This window comes from Peribacillus sp. NPDC096379 (genome assembly GCF_044762875.1).
Taxonomy (GTDB): domain Bacteria; phylum Bacillota; class Bacilli; order Bacillales; family DSM-1321; genus Peribacillus.
This window is the reverse complement of sequence record NZ_JBIWFD010000004.1, coordinates 16,729-40,696: the sequence shown is the minus strand read 5'-3', so window position 1 is coordinate 40,696 and position 23,968 is coordinate 16,729. Positions and strand designations below refer to the sequence as shown.

At 38.3% G+C, this 23,968-nt stretch carries 22 protein-coding genes; 14 read left to right on the top strand and 8 right to left on the bottom strand.

Going from position 1 to position 23,968, the window contains the following annotated elements; all coding sequences use genetic code 11:
• Position 1 precedes the first annotated feature (1 nt).
• From ACIQZI_RS17415 to ACIQZI_RS17405, 3 genes are all read left to right on the top strand, one after another.
• Complete coding sequence (locus tag ACIQZI_RS17415) at positions 2 to 526, top strand: RNA polymerase sigma factor (protein WP_403075355.1); 525 nt, start codon at positions 2 to 4, stop codon at positions 524 to 526.
• A complete protein-coding gene (locus ACIQZI_RS17410; protein WP_403075352.1) occupies positions 516 to 812 on the top strand; it encodes an anti-sigma factor family protein in 297 nt (98 codons plus the stop codon). Before ACIQZI_RS17415 ends, ACIQZI_RS17410 begins: the two co-directional genes overlap by 11 nt.
• A 63-nt stretch (positions 813 to 875) precedes the next feature.
• Positions 876 to 1,721, top strand: a complete 846-nt coding sequence (locus ACIQZI_RS17405; protein WP_403075349.1) for a GNAT family N-acetyltransferase — start codon at positions 876 to 878, stop codon at positions 1,719 to 1,721.
• Between the two features lie 99 nt (positions 1,722 to 1,820).
• Here the strand turns inward: ACIQZI_RS17405 and ACIQZI_RS17400 are convergent, their stop codons facing one another.
• A complete protein-coding gene (locus ACIQZI_RS17400) occupies positions 1,821 to 2,153 on the bottom strand; it encodes a phage holin family protein (protein WP_403075347.1) in 333 nt (110 codons plus the stop codon).
• A gap of 260 nt (positions 2,154 to 2,413) precedes the next feature.
• Complete coding sequence (locus ACIQZI_RS17395) at positions 2,414 to 3,316, bottom strand: TetR/AcrR family transcriptional regulator (protein ID WP_062185956.1); 903 nt, start codon at positions 3,314 to 3,316, stop codon at positions 2,414 to 2,416.
• Between the two features lie 241 nt (positions 3,317 to 3,557).
• Here ACIQZI_RS17395 and ACIQZI_RS17390 point away from each other — a divergent pair, with 241 nt between their 5' ends.
• Positions 3,558 to 4,397 (top strand): YitT family protein, encoded by an 840-nt coding sequence (locus ACIQZI_RS17390; RefSeq protein WP_403075344.1) that lies wholly within the window; start codon positions 3,558 to 3,560, stop codon positions 4,395 to 4,397.
• Between the two features lie 339 nt (positions 4,398 to 4,736).
• Positions 4,737 to 6,281, top strand: coding sequence for a gluconokinase (gene gntK / locus ACIQZI_RS17385; RefSeq protein ID WP_403075342.1), 1,545 nt, complete (start codon positions 4,737 to 4,739; stop codon positions 6,279 to 6,281).
• A 233-nt stretch (positions 6,282 to 6,514) separates the two neighbouring features.
• On the opposite strand, the gene ACIQZI_RS17380 is transcribed toward gntK, so the two are convergent.
• The 3 genes from ACIQZI_RS17380 to ACIQZI_RS17370 all read right to left on the bottom strand — a co-directional run bounded on the left by ACIQZI_RS17380 (position 6,515) and on the right by ACIQZI_RS17370 (position 10,294).
• Positions 6,515 to 7,183: a DUF2642 domain-containing protein gene (locus tag ACIQZI_RS17380; protein ID WP_403076186.1), complete on the bottom strand. Its 669-nt coding sequence runs from the start codon at positions 7,181 to 7,183 to the stop codon at positions 6,515 to 6,517.
• A gap of 122 nt (positions 7,184 to 7,305) precedes the next feature.
• Positions 7,306 to 8,664, bottom strand: a complete 1,359-nt coding sequence (locus tag ACIQZI_RS17375) for an arsenic transporter (RefSeq protein ID WP_403075339.1) — start codon at positions 8,662 to 8,664, stop codon at positions 7,306 to 7,308.
• Positions 8,665 to 9,706: 1,042 nt separating this feature from the next.
• Positions 9,707 to 10,294 carry a GNAT family N-acetyltransferase gene (locus tag ACIQZI_RS17370; RefSeq protein WP_403075337.1) on the bottom strand — a complete coding sequence of 196 codons (588 nt, stop codon included), beginning with the start codon at positions 10,292 to 10,294 and terminating at the stop codon, positions 9,707 to 9,709.
• A 108-nt stretch (positions 10,295 to 10,402) separates the two neighbouring features.
• Between ACIQZI_RS17370 and pdxR the strand changes: the two genes are divergently transcribed.
• Positions 10,403 to 11,797: a MocR-like pyridoxine biosynthesis transcription factor PdxR gene (gene pdxR, locus ACIQZI_RS17365; protein WP_403075334.1), complete on the top strand. Its 1,395-nt coding sequence runs from the start codon at positions 10,403 to 10,405 to the stop codon at positions 11,795 to 11,797.
• Between the two features lie 262 nt (positions 11,798 to 12,059).
• On the opposite strand, the gene ACIQZI_RS17360 is transcribed toward pdxR, so the two are convergent.
• The 3 genes from ACIQZI_RS17360 to ACIQZI_RS17350 form a co-directional block, all read right to left on the bottom strand.
• A complete protein-coding gene (locus tag ACIQZI_RS17360; RefSeq protein WP_403075332.1) occupies positions 12,060 to 12,485 on the bottom strand; it encodes a hypothetical protein in 426 nt (141 codons plus the stop codon).
• 201 nt (positions 12,486 to 12,686) lie between these two features.
• On the bottom strand, positions 12,687 to 13,889 hold the full coding sequence (locus ACIQZI_RS17355) for an MFS transporter (protein ID WP_403075329.1): 1,203 nt from the start codon (positions 13,887 to 13,889) through the stop codon (positions 12,687 to 12,689).
• Complete coding sequence (locus ACIQZI_RS17350) at positions 13,873 to 14,496, bottom strand: TetR/AcrR family transcriptional regulator (protein ID WP_403075327.1); 624 nt, start codon at positions 14,494 to 14,496, stop codon at positions 13,873 to 13,875. The genes ACIQZI_RS17355 and ACIQZI_RS17350 overlap by 17 nt, the downstream gene beginning before the upstream one ends.
• Before the next feature lie 295 nt (positions 14,497 to 14,791).
• Between ACIQZI_RS17350 and ACIQZI_RS17345 the strand changes: the two genes are divergently transcribed.
• From ACIQZI_RS17345 to ACIQZI_RS17310, 8 genes are all read left to right on the top strand, one after another.
• Positions 14,792 to 15,424 (top strand): FMN-dependent NADH-azoreductase, encoded by a 633-nt coding sequence (locus ACIQZI_RS17345; protein ID WP_403075323.1) that lies wholly within the window; start codon positions 14,792 to 14,794, stop codon positions 15,422 to 15,424.
• Positions 15,425 to 16,434: 1,010 nt separating this feature from the next.
• Complete coding sequence (locus ACIQZI_RS17340) at positions 16,435 to 17,625, top strand: M14 family metallopeptidase (protein ID WP_403075318.1); 1,191 nt, start codon at positions 16,435 to 16,437, stop codon at positions 17,623 to 17,625.
• A gap of 317 nt (positions 17,626 to 17,942) precedes the next feature.
• The gene (locus ACIQZI_RS17335; protein WP_403075315.1) at positions 17,943 to 18,779 is read left to right on the top strand and encodes a peptidoglycan-binding protein; all 837 of its coding nucleotides are present in this window, start codon (positions 17,943 to 17,945) and stop codon (positions 18,777 to 18,779) included.
• 501 nt (positions 18,780 to 19,280) lie between these two features.
• A complete protein-coding gene (locus tag ACIQZI_RS17330; protein WP_403075312.1) occupies positions 19,281 to 19,982 on the top strand; it encodes a polysaccharide deacetylase family protein in 702 nt (233 codons plus the stop codon).
• Positions 19,983 to 19,997: 15 nt separating this feature from the next.
• Positions 19,998 to 20,597, top strand: coding sequence for a DedA family protein (locus tag ACIQZI_RS17325; protein WP_403075310.1), 600 nt, complete (start codon positions 19,998 to 20,000; stop codon positions 20,595 to 20,597).
• Between the two features lie 165 nt (positions 20,598 to 20,762).
• Entirely contained in the window at positions 20,763 to 21,899 is a 1,137-nt protein-coding gene (locus ACIQZI_RS17320; RefSeq protein WP_403075308.1) for an MGDG synthase family glycosyltransferase, read from the top strand.
• 117 nt (positions 21,900 to 22,016) lie between these two features.
• A complete protein-coding gene (locus ACIQZI_RS17315) occupies positions 22,017 to 22,469 on the top strand; it encodes a hypothetical protein (RefSeq protein ID WP_403075306.1) in 453 nt (150 codons plus the stop codon).
• Positions 22,470 to 22,652: 183 nt separating this feature from the next.
• The gene (locus tag ACIQZI_RS17310) at positions 22,653 to 23,864 is read left to right on the top strand and encodes a TerD family protein (protein WP_403075302.1); all 1,212 of its coding nucleotides are present in this window, start codon (positions 22,653 to 22,655) and stop codon (positions 23,862 to 23,864) included.
• Positions 23,865 to 23,968: the final 104 nt, after the last annotated feature.

The following is a 23,968-nucleotide window of genomic DNA, read 5'->3' as shown; positions in this document are numbered from 1 at the left end:
AATGAGTAACTGGCATAGTTTAGAAGACTTGTATAAGCTGCATTATACGGAAATTTTTCGTTACTTGCTTCGGCGAGTTCGCCATAAGGAAATTGCTCAAGATCTTACGCAAGATACATTTTTAAAGGCATTTAATGGTTTATCGACATTTAAAGGGAATTCGTCAGTGAAAACATGGCTTTATACGATTGCCCATAATACGTTTATTAACTGGTATCGAAAAGAAACAAAATATAAACAAGATCTATTTGAGCATATCGACCTGATTGATGAGAACTTTTATAAAAATCCAGCCGTGTTTTTAGAAAAAAAAATCACACAACAAAATATACTCCACGCGATTCATGCTTTAAAAGTGGACTATCAACATGTCATCATTCTTCGAGAATTCCAGCAACTATCATATGGGGAAATAGCAGAAGTATTGGACTGGAAGCTTTCTAAAGTGAAGACGAATTTACACCGGGCAAAGCTGGAACTTCGTAAAAGTTTAAGTAAAGTCGAAGGTGATAGAAATGAAATGTAACATAATCAGAGATGTATTGCCGCTATATATAGAAGGGGATTGCTCGAAAGAAACAAGAAAAATAGTGGAAGCACATATCGCTCATTGCCGGGAATGTCACGAATTGTTTGAACTTATGCAAAATCCATTGGAAATTGAAGCGACATCGATGGATGGAACGGAAGATATACAAGAAGCTGGTAATGACGTTTGGAGAAGATATTATGGAAGGCTTATATTAAAAGGCACAGGCCTATTTATAGCTGTTTATATCTTAATCATTGTGATTGCTTTGTTGATGAAGTAGTAGTTTATGATTGGTGGAAATGTAGTATTATACCAGTGGATACTTTACTAAGGGGGGATTCATTTGAAAGAAAAGCAATTAGTAGAGATAGAGGAATTACAAAAGGTGTGTGAGCAAGGAACATTTTCTTTAAAACTAAACTGGGATACATTGCGAAGCCGAGTGGGAAAAGTGGGAGAAGATTTCTTCCATTATGAAGGTGACAGGTTGATCGGGTATCTTGGGATCTATGATTTTGGAGGAAAAATTGAATTATGCGGGATGGTTCATCCAGACTACCGAAGACAAGGGATTTTTACAAAACTAGTAGAGAAGGCACTTGTGACAGCGAAGAAACGGGATCCAAGGGCAATCTTGTTAAATGCTCCAGCCGATTCCCAATCAGCAAAGGGTTTCTTAGCTGCTCTGCCATGCCGATTTGACGTAGCTGAATATCAAATGAAATGGCAGGAAACAGAGCTTACAGATTATGAAGGCGTTACACTCCGTCTATCTACAGAAGCAGATAAGGCTATGGAAATTGAATTAGACGTCGATTGCTTTGGGTTTTTACAGCATGAAGCAGCTTCCTATTACGAGCGGATAAAGAAAGAACGCTTGAACACGTTTGTGATTGTGTATGAAGATCAAGTTGTTGGGAAAATTCGCGTTGAGGAAAGTGATGGGGAAGCTTGGATTTATGGGTTTGCCATTGCTCCTGCCTTTCAAGGAAAAGGTATTGGCAGAAAGGTACTTAAGCAAGTGATTCTAAAACAGCAGAAGAAGGGAAATCCTATCTATCTTGAAGTAGAGGCAACGAATCCAGCAGCGTTAAAACTTTATGAATCTTGTGGTTTCAGAAGCTATCACCAGCAGGATTATTATGTGTATGTACAGGGGTCAGACTCCATTTCCCGGCCTTTATTGTGACTCTGGAAACTAGTGGTATCAAGGTTTCCAGGATGGGGGGAAGGGGTCAGATCCTATTTCCCAAGATGAAAAAAGAGTAAACCTTTCATAATCGCAGGTTTACTCTTTTTTTTCTAACAAACTTTGTGCAAATCCTAACAACACCGAACCGACAAGCGCTCCCCAAAAGGATGTTACCTCAAATCCGCTTACAAGCAGGGAGGCGAGGGTAAACGTTACCGCATTAATCACAAAAGAAAACAGCCCAAATGTCAAAATGGTAATGGGGAATGTTAGGAGGTGCAAAATAGGTTTGACAAGAAAATTAACAATCCAGAGCATAAAGACCGCTAATAAAGCACTGCCGTAGGAGTCAATGGATATGGAGTCAAATAGCCAGTCAATTACGAGTAAAACTAGGCCACTTATTAAAAAGCGTATAAAGAAATTCATGTGATAAGCTCCTTAACGTTGGAATTCTTTCTTTCAATCATTATTACTATTCTATTAGCAAAATCCCTTTTTAGAAGAATACACGTCATTATTCTAATTGTCTAACTCTGCGCATTATTTCTTATAGACTTCTCCGTGAAGAAAATGTCAAAGGGTGAGTTCGACGCCTTTACTCACCTCTTCCTGCGTTGAAACTAACTAGAGGGCAAGACGAATGTCCACTCGCAAACATCATGATCCCCCTGTCGTTAACATGGTTTTCATTTTCCCAAATGAGTCTCAATAAGACTGCTTAATTTCTTAATAGAGTGTAAAAGCTTGGGATGAGAGTATGAATGTAAAGTAGTAAGTACGCTTTCAATGATAAATTCACGTGGAGCCTGTTCCTGCATGAGTTCTTGTTCAAGGAAGCTTAGCAACTCGAAAAGTTTCGAGTTGTCATTTTCAGATTGGATATACTTCTGAGCGGTGCTTTTTAAGGTATGGATTGTCAAAAGCAGCTCTTCTTGAAGAGACAACGGCCCCTCTTTATGATCTGGTAGCCATTGCTTTAATAATTCTGGATAGAATATCTGTTCACCTTGTGTAGAAACATTTTGGACAATATTAGAAATTCTGTTAAAGCTATAGCGAATCAAATTTGAAACCTGGTACCCATCATGCCCTCGATTAATAACAAAATTAACATGCATCATATGATGGAGCATCCCTTCAAACAAGATTGCGCAATCTAACAAATAAGGTTTCTTTTCTTCACCAAAAATATCGATGAAGCGATGATACAACCAACACATACCTAACAGTTTCATCTGTTGAATGGATTGTCTTAATTCAAGTTCATTTGATACGAGTACTTCTTCAATCAATGTGAATATGTTGTTTTTTTTGTTGGAAATTAACTGAACTTCAATTTGTTTTATGAAGATATCCGTGTCTTTAGTGCTTTGCCCAATCATTAGCTCATTACGTTCTTTTTCCAACTTTTCATGCATGCTATTGAAGATTGCAATCATTAATTCACTTTTAGAGGAAAAATAATTATAAAATGTTCCTTTCGAAATGGCGCTATTTTCAAGGATGTCTTGTATAGATGTAGCTTGATACCCTTTTTCGATAAAAAGCCGATGGGCTACATTGATCGTATGCTGTTTCCGACTGTTCATATTGGTCCCCTCCGTCCCACGTTGGACAATTGGTCTTTTAACGTATATTACCCTAACCTTTGTTGGACTAATAGTCTGTACTGTTTATGATAATGGTGTTGGTCGGTAATATGCAATAAAATAAACTGTGAATTCTGTGAGGAAAGCTGTTGTTGTCTACCTTATAGCATCAGAGTATAATGGGGAAGGCTTGTTATGAACGTGGATTAACAGCGATTCTCTAACAGTAGTGAGGTAGGGTATGAAAAAAAGAGTTATAGACATTTTTATCATTTTATTAGGTGCTTTTCTTTTTGCTTTAGCAGTAAACTTATTCGTGATTCCGAATGAAATGGGTGAAGGCGGAGTTGTTGGGATTACAATCATTTTATACTATCTTTTTCAATGGTCCCCTGGTCTTGTGAGTCTACTATTTAACAGTTGCTTACTGATTGCCGGATATAAGTTCTTAAGTAAAATGACAATTGTCTATACGATTATTGCGGTGATCCTCCATTCGCTTTTCCTCCATTTAACGAAGGACTGGAGTATTGATTCGGATGAAATGATGGTAAATGCAATCTTCGGAGGAGTTTTTGCTGGGGTTGGGATTGGTTTGATTATTCGGGTTGGCGGCACAACCGCTGGGACTACGATATTGGCAAGAATTACGAACAAATATCTAGGTTGGAGTATCAGTTATGGTCTTTTGTTTTTTGATTTAATTGTTGCATTTTCTTCCTATTTTATCATTGGAGCAGAGAAATTGATGATGACCATCATCATGTTGTACGTAGGAACCAAAGTGATGGAATTTGTCATAGAAGGGGTCAATCCAAAGAAGGCCGTTACGATTGTTTCGAGCGCACCAGATGAGATTGCCAAACAAGTTAATGAACGGATGGACAGAGGGGTTACGGTTTATTCTGGACATGGCTACTATACAAAAACACCCAAGGATATTCTTTATATCGTCATTAGCAAACAAGAAGTCGTTAAGCTTAAGAAGATTGTTAAGTCGACTGATACGAGTGCATTTATAGCCATTCACGATGTCCGTGATGTTTTTGGAGAAGGATTTATCGATATTTCAAAAACTTAATCTGTCAGAGGTGTTACCGAAAGTATATCAACTCCTCCATTGTTATCGCGCATAAAGTGAAACTTCAATCAGTGGGGGTTCTTCATCCCCACTGATTGTTAGTTGAACCAATCGGGCTTTTACGGGCAGTTTATCCCCCGCCTACGCTTCTTCGATTCCTCAAGCCTTGAGGTGGGGGGGACTGCCCGTTGATGCGGGATAAAAAATGAGCTAACATTTTCGTATCTTGCGCGTCTTAAAGAAAAACAATTCAGTAAATAAAGCTGGCTTGTTTTTTCTTTTTATATAAGTGTAGTAAGATAGATAAGTAAATGACTTCTAGAGGTTTGGGGTGGGAAATTGTTGAAGACCAAGTATATGATAGGAATTGATATGGGAACGACGAGCACAAAAGCTGTTCTTTTTTCCAGAGCAGGAGAAGTGATTACTTCTTTTACAAAGGGGTATCCTCTACATAGTCCGACTCCCTCGGTGGCAGAACAAGATCCTGAGGAAATTTATCAAGCAGTTGTATTAGCCATTGGTGAAGTAATGAAGGCAGGCGGGATTAAGAAAGAAGAGTTAGGGTTTATATCGTTTAGTTCTGCGATGCACAGTGTTATAGCTGTTGATTCTAATGGACTGCCGCTAACGAACATTATTACCTGGGCGGATAATCGAAGTGTCAAATATGCAGAGCAGCTAAGAGCAACGGAACAAGGACATGCATTATATCGCCGTACAGGAACGCCTATTCATCCAATGTCTCCGATTACGAAGTTGATGTGGCTTCGTCATGAACACCAGGAAATATTTGCTAAAACGAGTAAATATTTAGGGATTAAAGAATATATTTTCTATAAATTTTTCAATGAGTATGTGATGGATTATTCGCTGGCGTCTGCAACAGGCATGTTTAATATCAACGATTTGACATGGGATGCAGAAGCATTAAGCATAGCTGGAATCGATGAGGAGAAACTTCCTAAGCTTGTACCGACAACGTATACTACGTCAGGTTTACATAAGGACCTTGCTGAACAGATGAATATTGCAGAAGATACTGTATTTGTCATTGGTGCAAGTGACGGAGTCTTGGCAAATTTAGGGCAAAATGCGATTGAACCAGGCGTACTTGCTGTATCAATTGGGACAAGCGGTGCGATCCGAACAGTTAGTGACCGACCGTTGACGGATCCAAAAGGTCGAACATTTTGTTACGCTTTAGTGGATAATCTTTGGGTGATTGGTGGTCCTGTTAATAATGGCGGGATTACGTTTAGATGGGCTCGAGATCAATTTGGCCGCGCTGAAATTGAAGCAGCTAAAGAGACTGGCCAAGATCCGTATGAAATCCTAACCGACATGGCTGCAAAAATTGCACCTGGAGCGGACGGTCTCATCTTCCATCCTTATATGGCAGGAGAGAGAGCACCGTTATGGAATGCTAATGCCAGAGGTTCGTTCTTCGGTCTTGCCCTTCATCATACAAGAGATCATATGGTAAGAGCGGTTCTAGAAGGTGTGATGTATAACCTATACAGCGTGCTGCTTGCGGTGCAAGAGTTAGCTGGACTACCGAAAAAAATTCATGCAAGTGGCGGATTTGTCCGCTCAAAGCTATGGCGTCAAATTATGGCTGATGTGTTTAACCAAAACGTTACGATACCCGAAAGCTTTGAAAGCCCAAGCTTAGGTGCTGCTGTACTTGGTTTGTATGCATTAGGTGAAATTGATAGCTTAAATGTGGTTTCAGAAATGATTGGGGAGACAAACGAGCTCGTACCAATTGCACAAAACGTTGAAGTGTATGAAGAGCTGATGTCGATTTATTTATCAGTCAGCCGTCAATTAGAAAGCGATTATGGCCGCATTGCGGATTTCCAGCGCCGTCATTTAGAATAAGTGTTGAGAAGTAAGGGTCTGACTTCGCCCTTTAAATCAGTATGTAGTGTTTCATTCACGTATCTCATCCTGTATTTAAATGTTGCGGGGTCTGACCCTTCGCCTGTGGAACAACACCTTTAAAGATATGCTGATTACTTAAATATCTAAAAAACCATTCGAATTTTTCGAATGGCTTTTTAGATATTTTGAAACGGAATACGACTACCTTTAGAATTATGAAAAATCTCTATTTAAAAATCAGTATTAGGAAAATGCAGGGATTTAACATGAGTAAGTTTTAAATACACGGTTTCTCCACTTGCAATGGCTATTTTCAACAGGTTATCTTTTACACCTTTTAACAATCCGATTTTCATTGGATCTCCTCCACCATCAATCACCACCAGTTTTCCCTCTACCTTTTTTAGTTGGTCTTCAAAGGAGCGCAATAAAGGGACGTTTGAAGGATTAACAGGCAGGCTTGTGTTACTGAGAGTATAAGGAGTAATATTTTTATTGTATGGGGTAATCCATTTCAAGTGTGATAGGGAAATGTACATCGTCTTAAAAACTGGTGAATAAAAAACAAAGTAATCACTTAAGACGCTGAGAATATAGCCGTGGAAAGTCAGATTGCCAATCACAGAAATTTCGGCAAACATTCCTTTGGCATTCGTTAATATTTTACGATAGGAAATGGATTCCGTTTCTTCAGCTAATGACGACTCTGTCGGCTTATCAACCTGGTCATCCGTACTACTATTAAGTTGGAGGCTACGGACATGAAGCCATGGGATATAAAAAAACTTATGACCATCATATAAGATTAGTATGTCTGAACCTACATCTATAAGCATACCTTTAAAATAGCTTTTCTTTGTCAATTCTATACAAACATTATCTCCAATTAATTCCGTCATACTGCCCAACAAAATCTCCTCCTATTTTTAATTGATTGAATTTGTTTTGCTAATAACAACAAACTTTACAAAAAGAGCCTATATCAACGATTGTAGTCTTAATATACATGTTGTCTGTACCTCTATGAAGAGAAGACGAGTTGTATCCAGTTATATAACAAAAATAAGGTTACAATCACTGTTGGTGGAATGACAATTAATGATACGCTTAGATAATCTTTCCATTTCACTTTGATCTTATTTTTCTTTAAGATATGCAACCAGATTAAGGAGGCAAGTGTCCCAATAGGCAGTAATAATGATCCTATATCGCTTCCGATAATACTTGCAAGATATATGGTCTTCAGCGTGATAGGATCCAGGTTCATTTCTGTTAACGTAATGGTTCCAATCAACAAGGCGGGATGATTATTAAAAAGGTTAGATAATATGGAAACTAATCCCCCCATGATGAAACTTGCATGGAATAATCCCTCCTTTACAATCGGTTCACATACATATAAAAGTAGGGCTGTTAATCCTGAGTTGTGAAGGCCATAAATGAGCACATACATGGAAAAAGCGAAAATCAGGATGTGCCAAGGCGTTTTCTTCAATATATCAATAGGATTTGTACGTAAGTGGTACCATCTCCATATAAGCAACACGAGTGATCCCGATATCGCAACAAACTCAATTGGAATCGCAAGGAAAGATGCAACAAAGAGTGAACAGCGCATGACAAAGACAAACAGCAAGATCTTTAACATGAATTTTGTGCGTTGACGTTTGGAATCAACTGAAATTTGTCCTTTTAAAGGATGAAAGTTTTTTGTGAAAAATATGTGTTCAATGTCAAATGCTGACTTTGGTAATTGTTTTGGCAATTTCCGTTTTACCACTACATACATTAACCATGACATAAACAATAATCCTAACGATGACGGGATAAACATCATCGCAGTATGCATGTAAAGCGTCATGTTAACAATTTTCAATGCAATTAGGTTCACAATATTACTTACCCCGATAGGTGCGCTTGAAGCTGTGGCAATAAGTGCTCCAGTTAAAAGGTAGGGAATTTGCTGATGGGGTTTTAACTGCAGATTTTTGAGGAGTAGAATTAAAATTGGGGTAGTGATTAGGATACTGCCATCATTATTAAATAATAGTGTCATCAAAAAACATAACAACTGAATGTACCAGTATAGCCGATAGCCTGAACCTTTAGCTAAAATGGCAAGTCGTGCTGCTGACCAGTGAAAAAAACCGAAGCTTTCTAGAATAACTGCCATAACTATTGTTGAAATAATAGTGATTGAAGCGCCGCCAATCTTATGGATAATGTCTAGAACATCAGCACTTGATACAACGCCTGTTAATAAAATCATCGTTGCGCCAATTGATGCTGGCCAAGCTTCATTAATGCCTTTAGGTCTCCATAAGATTACTGCCGTTGTGATAAGGAACACAAAAACTGAAATCATGATGTGAATATCCATTGTAAAGTATTACACCTTCCTTTCTAAAATCTCTTAGTATCTAATTGAGCGATAACTAATTGGGATCTTACCAACATTACAGAAAGCTTGCACGCAAAGTCCTTCCTAAAAGAGTTTCAAATCAGATGGATGAAGCTTTGTTTTATGAGCGAGTTATGGTTCGATTTTTAGAGAATATATAACCTTGGTTCTTTTCTTTTAAATCAAAGATTGTAGCCTTAACGTTCATTTTTTCGACATGTTGTCTGTACTCCTACTAGAATAATCCCTAATCCAAACGATGCTGGACAAACATTTACCCTTCTTGGATTCTATAATATAATTAACATTGACAATAGGAACACCAAAGCAGCTATGGATGAACAATTTACTTTCCCTTCAATGACTGGACATTAGATACTACATGTCCGATTACTCATATGTATATTCATCTCTACTGATTAATAGCTGGATATGCGACTAGATTTATTAAAATGTGCGTTTGTGCTTCTAGTAAAAATATCTTATAAAGATGAGTGACTAGTTGTCTAAATGAAAAAGGTGCCCACCGACCTAGTTAGATAGACAATTAAAAATTTTAAAATGATACCGGTGGATATACAAATTTCATCGAGTGGATAGGAAACAAGCGGGTATCTCATAAGGGGCTACCCCTTTGACTTTTCGGAGATGGATAGCTGAACAAGAACAGAATATTATTTAACATTTTGAATGAAAATTTATAGCTTTTTTTGTGCAGTTACTCCTTATCGGAATTTGCAAGAGCTAATCTTAGAAGTAAAATCAGGAATATAGCTACCTACTCTCCATCATTACAAGTGACAGACATATAGAAAATAAGTGATGTTGTCATTTCTTCATACTTTATTTTGAACCAAGGAAAATGGGGAAAAAGAGTAATCTAAATATAGACTAAATTACTCTTTTTTTGACTAATTTTTGTTAATTCTACGTTAGCTTCTTAATTTTGCTTGCAACTTTTTCTATAATTAACTAAACATCTGAAAAAGGAACCCCTTTTACAAGATCTTTAAAAGGACTATCACTTTTCATGCTCTGACAAAAAGTCACGTAATCGTTGTCTCACACTTGGCCATTCATCATTTAGGATGCTATAGACCATGGTGTTTCTCATCGTTTTGTCTGTTAATCTTTTTTCTCTACGTAATCTACCTTCCTCCATAGCGCCCAAGCGAAGAATGGCCGCACGTGATCGAGCATTTCGTTCGTCTGTACGAAACTCTATTCGGCCTAATTTCCATGTTTCAAAAGCGTGTTGCAAAAGTAAATATTTGCATTCAGTATTGACAGCTGTTCTCCATTTAGACGGATGATACCAGGTTGATCCAATTTCTAAGCTTCCATTATCCAACTGGATGTTTCGATAAGAAGTGCTTCCAATAACCTTGCCTGTTCCGTTTTCAATCACAACGAATGGATATTGCTTCCCCTCTTCCATCGCACGCAATCCTTGATTCATATAAGCAACAGCATCTTCACGAGAATAAATCTTCGTCACCAACCAGTCCCATATCTCAATGGGTTTGGACGCTTCATAAAATCCTTCGAAATGTTCTTCAGATAAAGGCAAGAGTGTAACGGTTTTCCCTGTTAATTTGATGTATTCCATACGATTCTTCTCCTTTTTTTAGCAAGTATGTTAGCATTGTAATAAAAAACTGGTTCTGGTATAAGAATCAGATTTGGTCTATTTAATAGAACCAGTTAGGAGAACGAGATGTTTGAAATGACCCCGCATTTTCAAAAAATAAAAAAACACCCTTTGTATCTTCAACTTTATGAGTATATTAAACAAGAAATACAAGAGGGAAGGATTCAAGCTGGAATGAAATTGCCTTCAAAACGAAAGCTGGCTGTTCATCTGAACCTCGGTTTGAATACGGTGGATGCGGCTTATCAGCAACTAATCGCAGAAGGTTATGTAGAAAGTAAGTTACGAAAGGGATATTTTGTGGTCGAGTTTGAAGAGGATGTTATAACGAAAAAGGACCCGATCCCTTCACAGCAATCCAATATTCCAGAAGTAAAGCCGGAATATAAGATTAACTTTAATCATGGAATAGTGGATATGGCACACTTTCCTTTCACTGTCTGGCGGAAATTACTTGTGAATACGTCCTGCCAGCATGAGTTATTCATGAATGGAGATCCTCAAGGTGAACGAAATCTTCGTGCGGCTATTACTGATTCTATTTTTCAATCAAGGGGAGTACGCTGTTCGCCTGATCAGATCATTATTGGAGCAGGTACACAATATTTGATGCAGCTCCTTTGTTTGCTCCTTGGTAAGAATAGAACCTTCGCGATGGAAAACCCAGGCTTTCACAGAGTTCGCCAAGTATTTCTAGATTTTGAAAGGAAAATTGAAGGAATCCCATTAGATGAAGATGGGTTAATCGTCGAGCATCTACTTCGCATTCATGCTGACATTGTCTATGTGACACCCTCACACCAATTTCCAACCGGCACAATCATGCCGATTTCAAGGAGAATGGAATTATTGAAATGGGCGAGAGAAAAGCAAGCTTATATTATTGAAGATGATTATGATGGGGAATTTCGTTATGTCGGTAAACCAATCCCTTCCTTGCAAGGGCTTGATTCGGATAACAGGGTCATCTACTTAGGGACGTTTTCAAAGGCATTCATACCATCCATTCGAGTCAGTTATCTGATTTTACCACCTGAGTTGCTGAAGATATATCATCAAAAATTTAGAGGGTACAAGCATACCGTCCCGCGCATCATCCAAGAAGCACTTAATCAATTTATCGAGAATGGCCATTGGGAACGACACCTAAACAAAATGAGAACCATTTATCGAAAAAAGAACCATATTTTGACCGAAGTAATTCAGCAGCATTTCGGGGATCGCGTAAATGTAATTGGTGAGAAGTCGGGGTTGCATATTCTCCTGCAAATTAATAATGGATTGTCTGAAGCTGAGCTTGTGGAAAAAGCATCGCAAGTAGGCGTGAAGATTTATCCTACTTCGTTGTATTATGAAAAAGGCAAATACAGTCATGAACCAACTGTCTTATTAGGCTATGGGGGACTATCACATGAAGAGTTGCAAGAGGGGATTTTGTTTTTGAAAAAGGCGTGGTTTTAAAAAAGTAAGCAAGTGATCGGATGAAAGTCATCATTACTATACAAAACAAATATGGCGTTAAAACGCCACCATTTGCTATGAAGAATGTATCATGAAGCATGCTATACTCACCTCATCTCAAAGGTGGCCGTGCGGAGCCTGAATTTGGGATGCCTTCTCAAATCAGTATACCTGATAAATAGATTGGCTATATTCAGAAGGCGCAAAGCTCCGTCCCTATGTCGCTCATACAAAAAAAGAGACCTTAATCAGATCTCCATGCTCATTTACGATAAAGTTCCTTATAAGCGATAACTTTTAAAGCAAGTAGTTCTTCTTCAGATAACTTTCCTTGAAGGTCTGTAAGCACTTCTTCTTTAGATAGTGTTCCATCTTGAGCTTGCACTTTTATGTCCAGAAGTTTAGTTATGCCGACCTTTTTGACAAGAACACGTGTCGCTGCTTCTTTTGTCGTGAAAGGCAATGAACTTTCGTCAACAGATTTCGCTTCTTCTATGAATTTTTTCAGCTGTGGGTCATTTTCTATAAATTGCTTTACTTCTTCTGTTTGTCCATTATTCTCTAGCTCAGTCGAAACAGCATCCATCAATTTTTGAGAGGCCATGTTTGTGCCGTAATAATAAATGGCATACCCAGCAACACCTACAAAGACTACTAGCACTACAATGAATAGTAAGAACTTCTTCATCGTCTCACTCCTAACTTAGAGAATACTATACTATAAATAATGGAGATAGAGAAGAATATCATTAGTCCCAATTTTTACAAAAGAGTGCTGTTACAAATTCCCCTTACGTAATCGAATTCTTTGATCAGGACTATTGGTTTTTGAATATCCTGAATTTGTTGAATGGTCATTACAATAAAGTTATTTAAAACTCTTACAATGCTATTCAACTAAGACTTCTACCATTTGTTTTTCTTTCCACATAACTGTAATACCGAGGCCGACGACCAAAATAACAGCAGAGAAAAGATAAGGATAGTGGATGTTTACGTCAAATAGTATTCCGCCTATGGATGGCCCGACGATATTACCTAAGCTCGTATAGGTTGAGTTCATCCCAGCAACAAATCCTTGCTCTTTCCCGCCAGCTTTTGACAAAAATGTCGTCAATGCCGGACGAAGCAAGTCAAATGCGAGGAAGATGAAGCAAGTTACCGCCAGTACGGCTACAAAGCTAGAGACCATGGTGGACGCTATCGCCAATATGGCACCTATAATTAAACATAATTGGATCAGTTTCTTTTCACCGAGTATATCTACCATTTTTCCAAACATAAATACTTGCACAACAACTCCGAAGATTGAGCTTATCGTAATAATAGTTGCAATGTCCTTTGGCGTGAAGCCGAATTTATGATCAGAAAATAGGCTGAAGACCGTTTCATATGCTGATAAACCGAAAGCAAGTACAAATACAATGATAAAGGCAATAAAATAGCGCGGATTAAGTGATTTTTTTAAATCGCCTATAAAGTTTGTTTGGTTAGTATCAGCAGAGATTTCTGCAAGCTGTTCTTTTGTTAGCGGCTCTTTTAAAATAAATATTGATGAAATGCATGCTAAAAAAGCAATGGCTGCCGCAACAAAGAAGGGCACGCGTATACCATATTCTGCAATAAAGCCACCGATACCAGGTCCTATAATAAAGCCAGTGCTAATGGCGGCAGAAATATAGCCCATCGCTTTTGGCCGTTCCTGAATGGAAGTAATATCTGCAACATATGCCGTAACACCTGGCATAATGAAGGCAGCACTAAATCCCCCTAGAATCCTTGATAGATAAAGCACCGATACGTTCGTGCCTGCACCAAAGATAAGTTCTGAAACACCAAAAAGAAATAAGCCGATAATGATGATTTTCTTTCTGCCGTAACGGTCAACCCAACGTCCTGCGAATGGTGACATAAGCAGCTGTGCTATCGCAAAAACGGCAACAAGATAGCCCATCGTACTTCCTGATAAATGCATGATATTCATAAAAGACGGCATAACGGGGATGATGAGTCCAATTCCTAGAAAGGCAATGAATAAATTGCTTAGAAGAATCATTAGGACCATCTTTTGTTCTTTAATTGGTTTCTTCATGTATGAACACCTCTTTCTGTATGGATGATTGATGTGAGATCCCTCTCCAAAATACTGTCCAAGAGGCAGCTAATTTAGCCTTCAGCCGTTTGTCATCATTGCCATATACAAGCTCCAGCATAATGGAATCGACTACTCCTAAGAAAGCAAAGGTCGGCGTTATTGCTGCATCACAAACGATTAATTTAGCGTTGATCCAATCTTGAAATTTACTTTCCAGCATCGCCTGTAACTTCTCCTCAATATCGATTACTTCCACTTCGATTGCTTTAGCAAGATGTGCGGGCGGAAAAAAAGACATGCGCAGCCAAAACTTTAACTGCTCACTTTGTTGAAAAAGTTCGATGACCAATTGTAGAAATCCGTATAAATCTTTTTCAGGATTGTTTGAACCAATTTCACTGAAATATTGCCGTTTTGAAGAGAGCTCTGTCTGTTTCGCATCACGTAAAACTTGAAGAAAAAGATCATCCTTACCTTTAAAATGGGCGTAAATGGATTGCTTTTTCATGCTGACTTCTTCAGCTATAAGAGAAAGGGATGCCCCTTCATACCCATGAATTGTGAAATATTTTAAAGCGGCCTCCTTAATTTCATTGGTTTTCAATACTATCACCTCGAATCTAACGAACGTTCGTTAGTTAGTTTAGCAAATAAAGGAAGTATAAACAAGTGGAAAATTATATTTAGAGAGATATATAATTCAAATATATTTCACTATATGAAGCGGCATAAAAGTGTTAACGACCACAACGAATGAACAATGCTTATGAGATGCCGATTTCGTGTCTTTTGGGTTGTAGTTTGTGGTTGAGTTGTGTTTCGTTGACATTTACACTACTTTAATATATTATTAATTCGAGATAAATAAATTAACGATAAAAAAGGAGAGTTACAATATAATGAACGTATTAGTAGTAAAAGCAAATAACCGTCCAGCAACAGATGCTGTATCAAGTAAAATGTATGAAACTTTCATGGAGAACGTAGAAGGTGTTAACGTAACAACTTACGATGTATTTGCAGAAGATATGCCTTACTTTGGTCAAGATTTATTCAACGCCTTCGGTAAACTAGAATCAGGCGAAGAAATGACAGACGTAGAACAACGTATTTTAGCTGCCAAACAAAAAGCAATGGATGCATTAACTGCAGCAGACGTAGTTGTATTCGCATTCCCATTATGGAACTTAACAATCCCAGCTAAATTACAAACTTTTATCGATTATGTATACCAAGCTGGTTTCACATTCAAATATGACGAAAATGGCCAATTAGTAAGCTTAATGACTGACAAAAAAGCCGTTATTCTAAGTGCACGTGGTGGCGTGTACTCAACACCAGAAGCAGCACCTATGGAAATGGCTGCTAACTATATTAAAAATGTTGTTGGTGGCGTATTCGGTATGGCGATCGAACAAGAAGTTATTATTGAAGGTCACAATGCAATGCCAGGTCAAGCTGAAACAATTATCGCTGAAGGTTTAACAAAAGTTGCAGATGTAGCAAAAAATCTTTCAGCAGTGACGGCTTAATAAATCTGTATAGATGAAATCTTTGAAACGTATCATCGTTTTTGAAGATTTTCAAAACAAAGAAGGGTCTGACCTCGTACTCTAAATCAGTAAGTAGTGTTTCATACACGTCTCTTATACTGTATTTAGTTGTAGCGGGGTCTGACCCTTTGTATTTATCCACTTCTTTTATTCTACGCAATTTAGCTTATACATAATTGTCTTATAATCCTCTTAAAAAAAAACTTAATTCTCAACAAAATTAAAATTGCTATCCATGCTTACTTCTTAAGGAATTTTATCCCGCATTAACGGACAGTAAGATCCCCACCTCAAGGCTTAGAGGAATCGAAGAAGCGTAGGTGGAGGACAACTGCCCAATCTAGTTGCGGCTCCTAGCCCCTCTGAGGTCATAAGCTGTAATACTCTGTGGCGAACTACGCCACGCCGATTCCATCTCATCTTATGCTTGTCGGACTATCACAGGATGTGATGGCGTCTCTGTTGCTCACAGGACGTGAGCGATCTTAGGAGACGTTCCTTGTACCAGTCGCCTCACTTTTTGAAGTAAAAGTCCGATTGGTGAGAAAACTTACCTTTGTGGTTTTCAAAGGTTTAGTTGAGGCCCACAGGATGTGGGTCACACAGACGAAGGCATGAGGACGGGGCGCACTTAGTCTGTGAATCATTGAATCAGATTCGTACTGTCGATTGATCGAAGTGGTAGCGAAGATCTTAGCGACAGTAGAACGGGACTAACAATCAGTGGGGGGATGAAGAAAATCCTCACTGATTGAAGTTTCACTTTAATAAACATTCTTTTAATGCTACTGGACAAGTGGTGAGTGAAAATGGTGTTTTAATCTACTAGACGACGTGTACATATTTGAGCTCGAATAGATCTAAAGATTCCATTTTCCCGCTTAATTTGATGGGAACATAAAAGGGTTCCTTCTTTCAAAACTAATTCTGATTCTTCCTTCATTGCATATAGTGTATATAGCAGCCTTGGTCAAACGAGGAGGAGAGCTATGGAAGTTATTGTGAGAGAGGGAGATTCCCTTTGGGGTTATAGTCAGTTATTCGGTGTGAACGTCCAATTAATTGTTGATTCAAATCCAGATGTGAATCCGAGCCAACTTACGATTGGGCAGAGGATTAAGATACCAGGATATGTTACGGTTGATTATCGTGTTGTTGCTGGTGATTCATTGTGGTCGATTGCAAATCGGCGGCATATCTCGGTTGAATCCATTAAGCTTGTGAATGCAAATATAAATCCGAATGCCTTGAAAATCGGCCAGGTGATACTTGTTCCATTACGAATTACTTGGCGGCTTGTGCAAGGGAAACAAAATTATGACTATGAAACAATGAAAAGAGATCTGACAAGGCTGCAGAATGTGTATCCTTTCATACAGATGCCCTCGATTGGAAATTCGGTGCTGGGAAATGAAATTCCTGAAGTGTTAGTTGGGAGTGGGAATAAGCGGGTTCACTACAATGGGGCATTTCACGCGAATGAATGGATCACGACACCTGTTATTATGACGTTTCTCAATGACTATTTACTGTCTTTGACAAACAACGTATCGATTCGTGGGCTTCAAACATTCCCGCTTTATCAGGAAACGATGTTGTCCATTGTGCCGATGGTGAATCCTGATGGAGTGAATCTTGTTTTGAAAGGACCGCCATCCATTGAACCATATCAAACGAAAGTAGTTGAGTATAATAACGGCAATACTGATTTTAAAAGTTGGAAAGCGAATATAAATGGAGTCGACTTGAATGATCAATTTCCAGCAGAGTGGGAAAAAGAAAAAGCACGGCGTAGGCAGAGTCCTGGACCACGAGACTATCCGGGCGAATCCCCCTTATCACAGCAAGAAGCAATCGCGATGGCTGCTTTGACGAGGAAGCGGGACTTTCAAAGAGTCCTTGCTTTTCATACACAAGGTAAAGTGATTTATTGGGGATTTGAAAATTTAGAACCGCCTGAATCGGAAACCATCGTGAAAGCATTTAGCAGAGTAAGCGGCTACGAACCAGTTCAAACCATTGATAGCTATGCAGGCTTCAAGGATTGGTTTATTCAAGATTGGCGTAGACCGGGATTTACCGTAGAGCTTGGCATGGGGATCAACCCGCTGCCACTATCACAGTTCGATGAAATTTATGAAGATGCACTCGGGATTTTGCTCGCTGGTTTGTATATGTAGAAGTAGGAGGGGGTCTTATAAGGGTCTGACCTCGCACTCTAAAACAGTATGAAGTGTTGCATACACGCATCTTTACTGTATTTAGTTGTTGCGGGGTCTGACCCTTTGCTTTGGGACAACGCTCCTGTTTTGCGTTTTTAGAAAGAAGCCAATAAAAAGATGAAAGTTTTTCTTGATCTAGTCTATCCGACTTTGACTATTCAGCTTATAAAGTAGTTGAATAACTAGTTTCACTCGCTATTTGCTGTAATTCATAGATAATAGTCCGAACCGGTTGTTCAATTTTTAAATAGGATAGTGGGAAAGGTGGGGAAAGAATGGTATTTAAAATGACATATGATCAAAGGAATTTGGCTAATATTAACAAACTAGCAAACAACACACAAAAAGCCGCCTTACAATGGTACCAGTACTGTAGTGAACAGGAAATTGACCTGTTAATTTATGAAACGACAAGAACATTGGAAGATCAAGCAAGGAACTATCGATCAGGCGCTTCACAAACAATGCGATCTTATCATTTAGTAGGGCAAGCGCTGGACTTCGTACCAGTTAAAGACCGTAAGACTATTTGGAATGGATTTGGCTCGCCAAAAATTAAAAAGGCCATCGCAAAGGCGAAGCAACTAAGGTTTACGTGGGGCGGAGATTGGACGACACTTGTCGATAAGGTCCATCTGCAATATGAATATAGAGGATACGGCACAGATCCTTTTGGCAGTGGGCAAGAAGCAGTCACTGTTCCAAGTCCAATAAATGTAGGAAGCAAAACAATTATGAACATACAAGAAACAGTAAATAGTTGGTACGGAACCGGACTGAAAATGGATGAGAAATATGGGCCTGCCACAAAAAAGGCACTTATAAAAGGCTTCCAAACAGAATTAAACAAACAATATAAGGCAGGGCTTACGGTTGACGGAATTTGGGGGTCAAAAACAAAAGCTGCCGTTCGAGTTGTTAAAAAAGGGGCAAGAGGCAATATCACTTACATTCTTCAATCCACACTCTACCTCAGAGGTTTTGATCCACAAGGCATAGACGGCATTTTTGGAACAAACACGGAAATGTCCGTAAAGAGCTACCAAAGATCGAAAAACCTTACACAAGATGGAATGGCAGGGCGTAACACATGGAACGAGTTATTTGCATAATATTTGCTAGAACAGAGGTTATCTAAAAAAAGATCTAACCCTTTCGTTACGTTACAGCCTCTTTTCTAGTTTAAAGAATGATAATGGATACCTCGGAAAGCAGTTCTAACTGAAGTGGCTTCCCCCTGATATTGTGATCATATGGGAGAATATGCGTCAAACCGAGATCATTCATAAAAAAAACACTTGAATTCCTTTACAGTTCAGGTTAAGGAAACACAAATTCAATCATACGACAATATTCGATATATGAAAAAAAGTAATATTGAACTATACCTTGACTACTTTACATACAGAAATTCCTTCGTATCATCCTCCGCCAGATCACGCGGTATCAAGTCCTTCATATAACCAAGCATTTCTGTCACCATAGATTAAGCCCAAAAAGTTAGGATTCAGGAGACTATAGAAAAACATATAATAAAACATTATAATAGGAAAAAAACGTAAAAAGGCTATCTAGAATGAATAAATAGTAATGGGAAGGAACGGTATTTTTTCGTGATAAAGATCTTGATCATTAGTTTTATTGTTATTGTGTTACTTGTTCTTGTTTATTCAGTGCTCCCGACGCTACTTATTCGGATCTGCAACTTAGGAATAATAAAGACAGTCCAAAAGGAAAATAGGATAGCTCTAACGTTTGATGACGGGCCTAATCCTCAATATACGCCCCTTTTACTAGATATATTAAAAAGCTATGGTGTGAAGGCAACTTTTTTTGTAGTGGGCAGCAAGGTGAAAAGAAACCCTGAAATCATCAAACGAATGCATGAAGAAGGTCATGCAATTGGGATCCATCATTACGATCATATTTCAAGCTGGTTGATGTCCCCATTTAAATTAAAGGACCAGCTTATGAGAACGGAAAAAGTAATAAATGAATGCACACATGAGAAGGTTACTCTTTATCGGCCACCTTGGGGGCATTTTAATCTGTTTACATTATGGGGAAGTAAGAAGTATAAGGTCATCATGTGGTCGAATATTTTTGGCGATTGGAAGGTAGAGACGTGTAAACAAGAATTGCTCGATCAATTACGAAACACGACGGCCGGAGGCTCTATTCTTCTGCTTCATGACTGTGGCGAAACATTTGGTGCAGATCAAGAAGCACCGCACTATATGCTCGAAAACTTAGAAATTTATCTTAAGGAAATGACAGAAAAGGGAAGGCGTTTTATCACACTAAGCGAATTATAAGTAGATGAGGGTTATATGAATAGTGATACGATTTTACATTATATAGATTTATACGGATATTTGATTATTTTTCTGTTTTTATTTTTGGGAATTGTAGGGATTCCTGCTCCCGAAGAATCATTGCTATTTTTAATTGGCGTTCTGATTGTTCACCATAAACTTAGTTTTGGTTGGGCTGTAGTAAGTTCCATTTCTGGTGCGTTTATTGGCATGCTTACAGCGTATGTATGTGGCAAATACATTGGTCTCCCATTTATCAATAAATACGGCAAGTACGTGGGGATAACCAACGAACGACTAGGGAAAGCGAGTAGTAAATTTACGAAAAATGGATACAAAACAATCTTGTTTGGATTTTATCTTCCGGGTTTACGTCAAATAAATCCGTATTTTGCGGGTATTTCCCATATACGTTTTGGCGGATATCTCTTATTTTCGCTGATCGGCTCGATTCTCTGGACCGTTCCATTCATCGTTGCTGGGTATTATATTGGTGGTACTTTTCCGATTAATCCTGCCTATGTACCCTATTTAGGTGTTTTGTTCTTAGCTCTTTTTCTATTATATGTTTCATTTAACTTTGTTAAAAAGAAGCTAAAATCCAGAAATAGGTAGTCGATTCAACGAATAAATACCCTACTAGTATCATTAAAAATTCATTTTAGCATGCCCTAAAGAATGATACATTGTAAGAGGAGAATGTCCTAAAAAATGTAGATCGTCTTTTTATGGTAAATGTATAATAGGATGGATGGTTTATGAAATTAGGAGATGACATATATGAAAAAAATCTTGTTTTTACCTCTCTTACGAATGCAGTCTGGACACCACCAAGTGGCAGACGCGTTAATGGATATGTTAAAAATGAGGACAACTGGGGTTGTTCTTAAAAAAATAGATTTGTTAAGTTATACAAACGAATCGTTAGAGAAAATGATTTCCAATGGTTATCTAAATTGGATTCGGTATGCGCCTGAAACGTATAATCTTGCTTATAAGAATTTTTTCTATGTACCCCCTACAAAAATACATTTCTTTAAATGGTATCAACATATATTCTTAAACAAAATGAAGCGATTGTTATCAGAGGAAAAGCCTGATTTAATTGTGTGTACACATGGCTTCCCTTCTTATCTACTAAGTCAGTTAAAAAGAAAAGGGAAATGTAACATCCCGACTATTAACGTGTACACTGACTTTTTTATCAATAATATATGGGGAAAGGAAGGCATTGATGTTCATTTTCTTCCTAGTCAAGAAGTGAAAGAATCCATGATAAGGAAGCATCAAATTCCGAATCAAAGCATGATTGTTACGGGGATTCCGGTACATGAAGAAATTATGACGACCGCTTGTATCCCGAAAAGCGTAAGTCGACCAAAGATCCTAATATCTGGGGGAAATAGCGGCCTTGGAGGGATATTAAAGCTATCTGAAGAGTTAAAGAAATCGAAAGGACTCGACTTCTATGTGCTTTGCGGCAATAATCGAAAGCTGTATGACGAAATCATTACTTGGGATTTAGACCATATTAAACCATTCCCTTATATATCATCAAGATCAGAAATGAACAAGCTATATGAAGAGGTAGATGCAATCGTTACGAAACCTGGTGGTGTCACCATTAGTGAAGCATTAAGAAAAAGACTGCCAATTTTTGTTCATTCGATGCTTCCTGGTCAAGAGGAAATCAATCTACGCTATTTAAAAGACTCGTCGCTTGTATTCGAACTTGATCATAAACAATCATTTGAAACGCAACTGTTTAGTATTTTCAATGATCATGAAAAAATAGAACGTTGGAATTTGGCTGTTGATTCGTATCATTTGGGACTAGAGCTGACAAGTGCGGAGTATATGGTGGAAGTTATGCAAGGGTTCCTTGACCTTAGATTGGAAGTAGGTACACATGCTTAATAGGTTTAAAAATCATGAATGAACATCTGGAAAGAAAGAGGATGCAATCGTGGGTAGGATACCATTTTGTCGCTCGTGCTAGAAGACGTGGGGATTTCGCTCTCAGGTAAAATCTTTTTGAGTACAGAATTTCTTTCCTATACGAACAAGATAAATAGGCTGCCTTTGGTAGCCTATTTATTACTATGGATCAATGAGTATGATACTCTCCTGGATTATGTCCATACATGGGGTTTTGCATCTGTGGATAGCCGTGATGATATCCATCGTGATTGTAATGATGTCCTTGATGCCAATTATGCTGAGGGTGCCAATGTGGTTGCTCATGCATGTGATGATAAGGGTTCCACTGTTGATGATGCCCAGGTTGATGGGGATTCCAGTAATTCCTATCATACTGTCCGGGAAATTGTACATATTGAATTTGAGGGTATACCATCTCTCCACCTTCTCTTTCTTAGAATTCCATACATGATATGTGCGGATGTGGAAATAGAGTATGTCTACCTGGCAATTGTGCTGGGAACATCATCAGCTTTGATGAAGATGACAACCAGCAATAGGAGCTAAAACGTGTGGCAGCAACTAGTGATGGCAACTACGCGACATTAAATAATAGAAAGAAGAATTTGAAGAACTCGAATAGAAGAGAATTGACATTAGATATCCAATTTTTCCTGATGCTATGAAAATCATAGCCACACAGTATAATTGATAGTAGGAATAAAGTATTGTGATTAGGGAGTTGTGAATATGATACCTACTTTAATTAGAGGGCAAAAGGCTGATGTAACGAAGAATAACTATGGATTGAGAAAACTAAGCGTGGGATTACACTGGGATGCTCAATTGAATATGGAGATCGATGCTTCTGCTTTTATTCTAGGTCAAAATGGAAAAATAACAAAGGAAGAAGATTTTATTTTTTATGGACAACCTGTGTCTAGTTGTGGATCTGTTACGTTACGACAATCTAATTCAGGGACAGATAAACAAGAATTCCTGATTGACTTGGATAGAATATCCACCCATGTACAAAAAATTGCTTTTTCGCTGACGATTCATCATGCTGAAGATAGAAAACACTTTTTCCAGGCAGTCTCAAATATGTGGATTCGCCTAGTGAATGATGAGACAAAAATGGAATTCTTGCGCTTTCCGATTACTTACTCCTTTACGGATGAAAGTGCCATTATCGTAGCGGATTTGTATAGATACTCGAATGAATGGAAATTTAATCCCGTTGGGGCAGGATATTTTGGTGGATTAACAGCTTTATGTCAGGATTTTGGTATCGATGTGGAACCAGAAATAACAACGACACTGGTTGCTGAACAAAAGCAAGTATCGCCGAAATCTCAACCAATACCAGCTGCTAAACCGATTAAAATAGAATTAAAGAAAAAGCAATCCGTTAATATCAAAAAATCTAAAACGGTAACTGCAACACTTGAATGGGAAACAGACAAAGATTTGGACCTTTATTGCTATTATGTAACGGACAATGGACGTGTGGGTAAAGTCTATTACCGAGATCTAGGTTCCTCTTCTGTGGCTCCTTATATCGTTCTTGATGGAGATTCACAGGAGTCAGGGAAAGAAACGATTCGTATTTTTCGACCGGAAGCATTACGGTATGTAATGTTTGCTGCCTATAGCGCGGTTAGTAACGGTGCTGGCAGTTTCTTCTCTTTGAGGGCGAAAGCGGTTGTTGACAACCATATGGGAGATGTAGTTATTGCACCTTTATTAGAAAGAAATGACAATGCATATTGGGTGTGCATCGCTCATATCGATTTCACGAATCCGAAGGAAATGAAGATCTCTCATGTTGAAAGCTATTCAAAAGATCATTCTGAAGCTTCGCCAGTATTATATGAAAATGGAAAGTTCCGTATGGATGTAGGACCCATTGAGTTTAAAGATGAGGTGGATTATGATATCTATTTTGGACAAATGCCATGAGTTGATCCAATAGAAGAATTATGAACAAAAGGACATAAATCATTCACACGAAATTTTATTAAACAAAATGATCAAGTTAAGGTATATCTCCCCTCCTAACACAA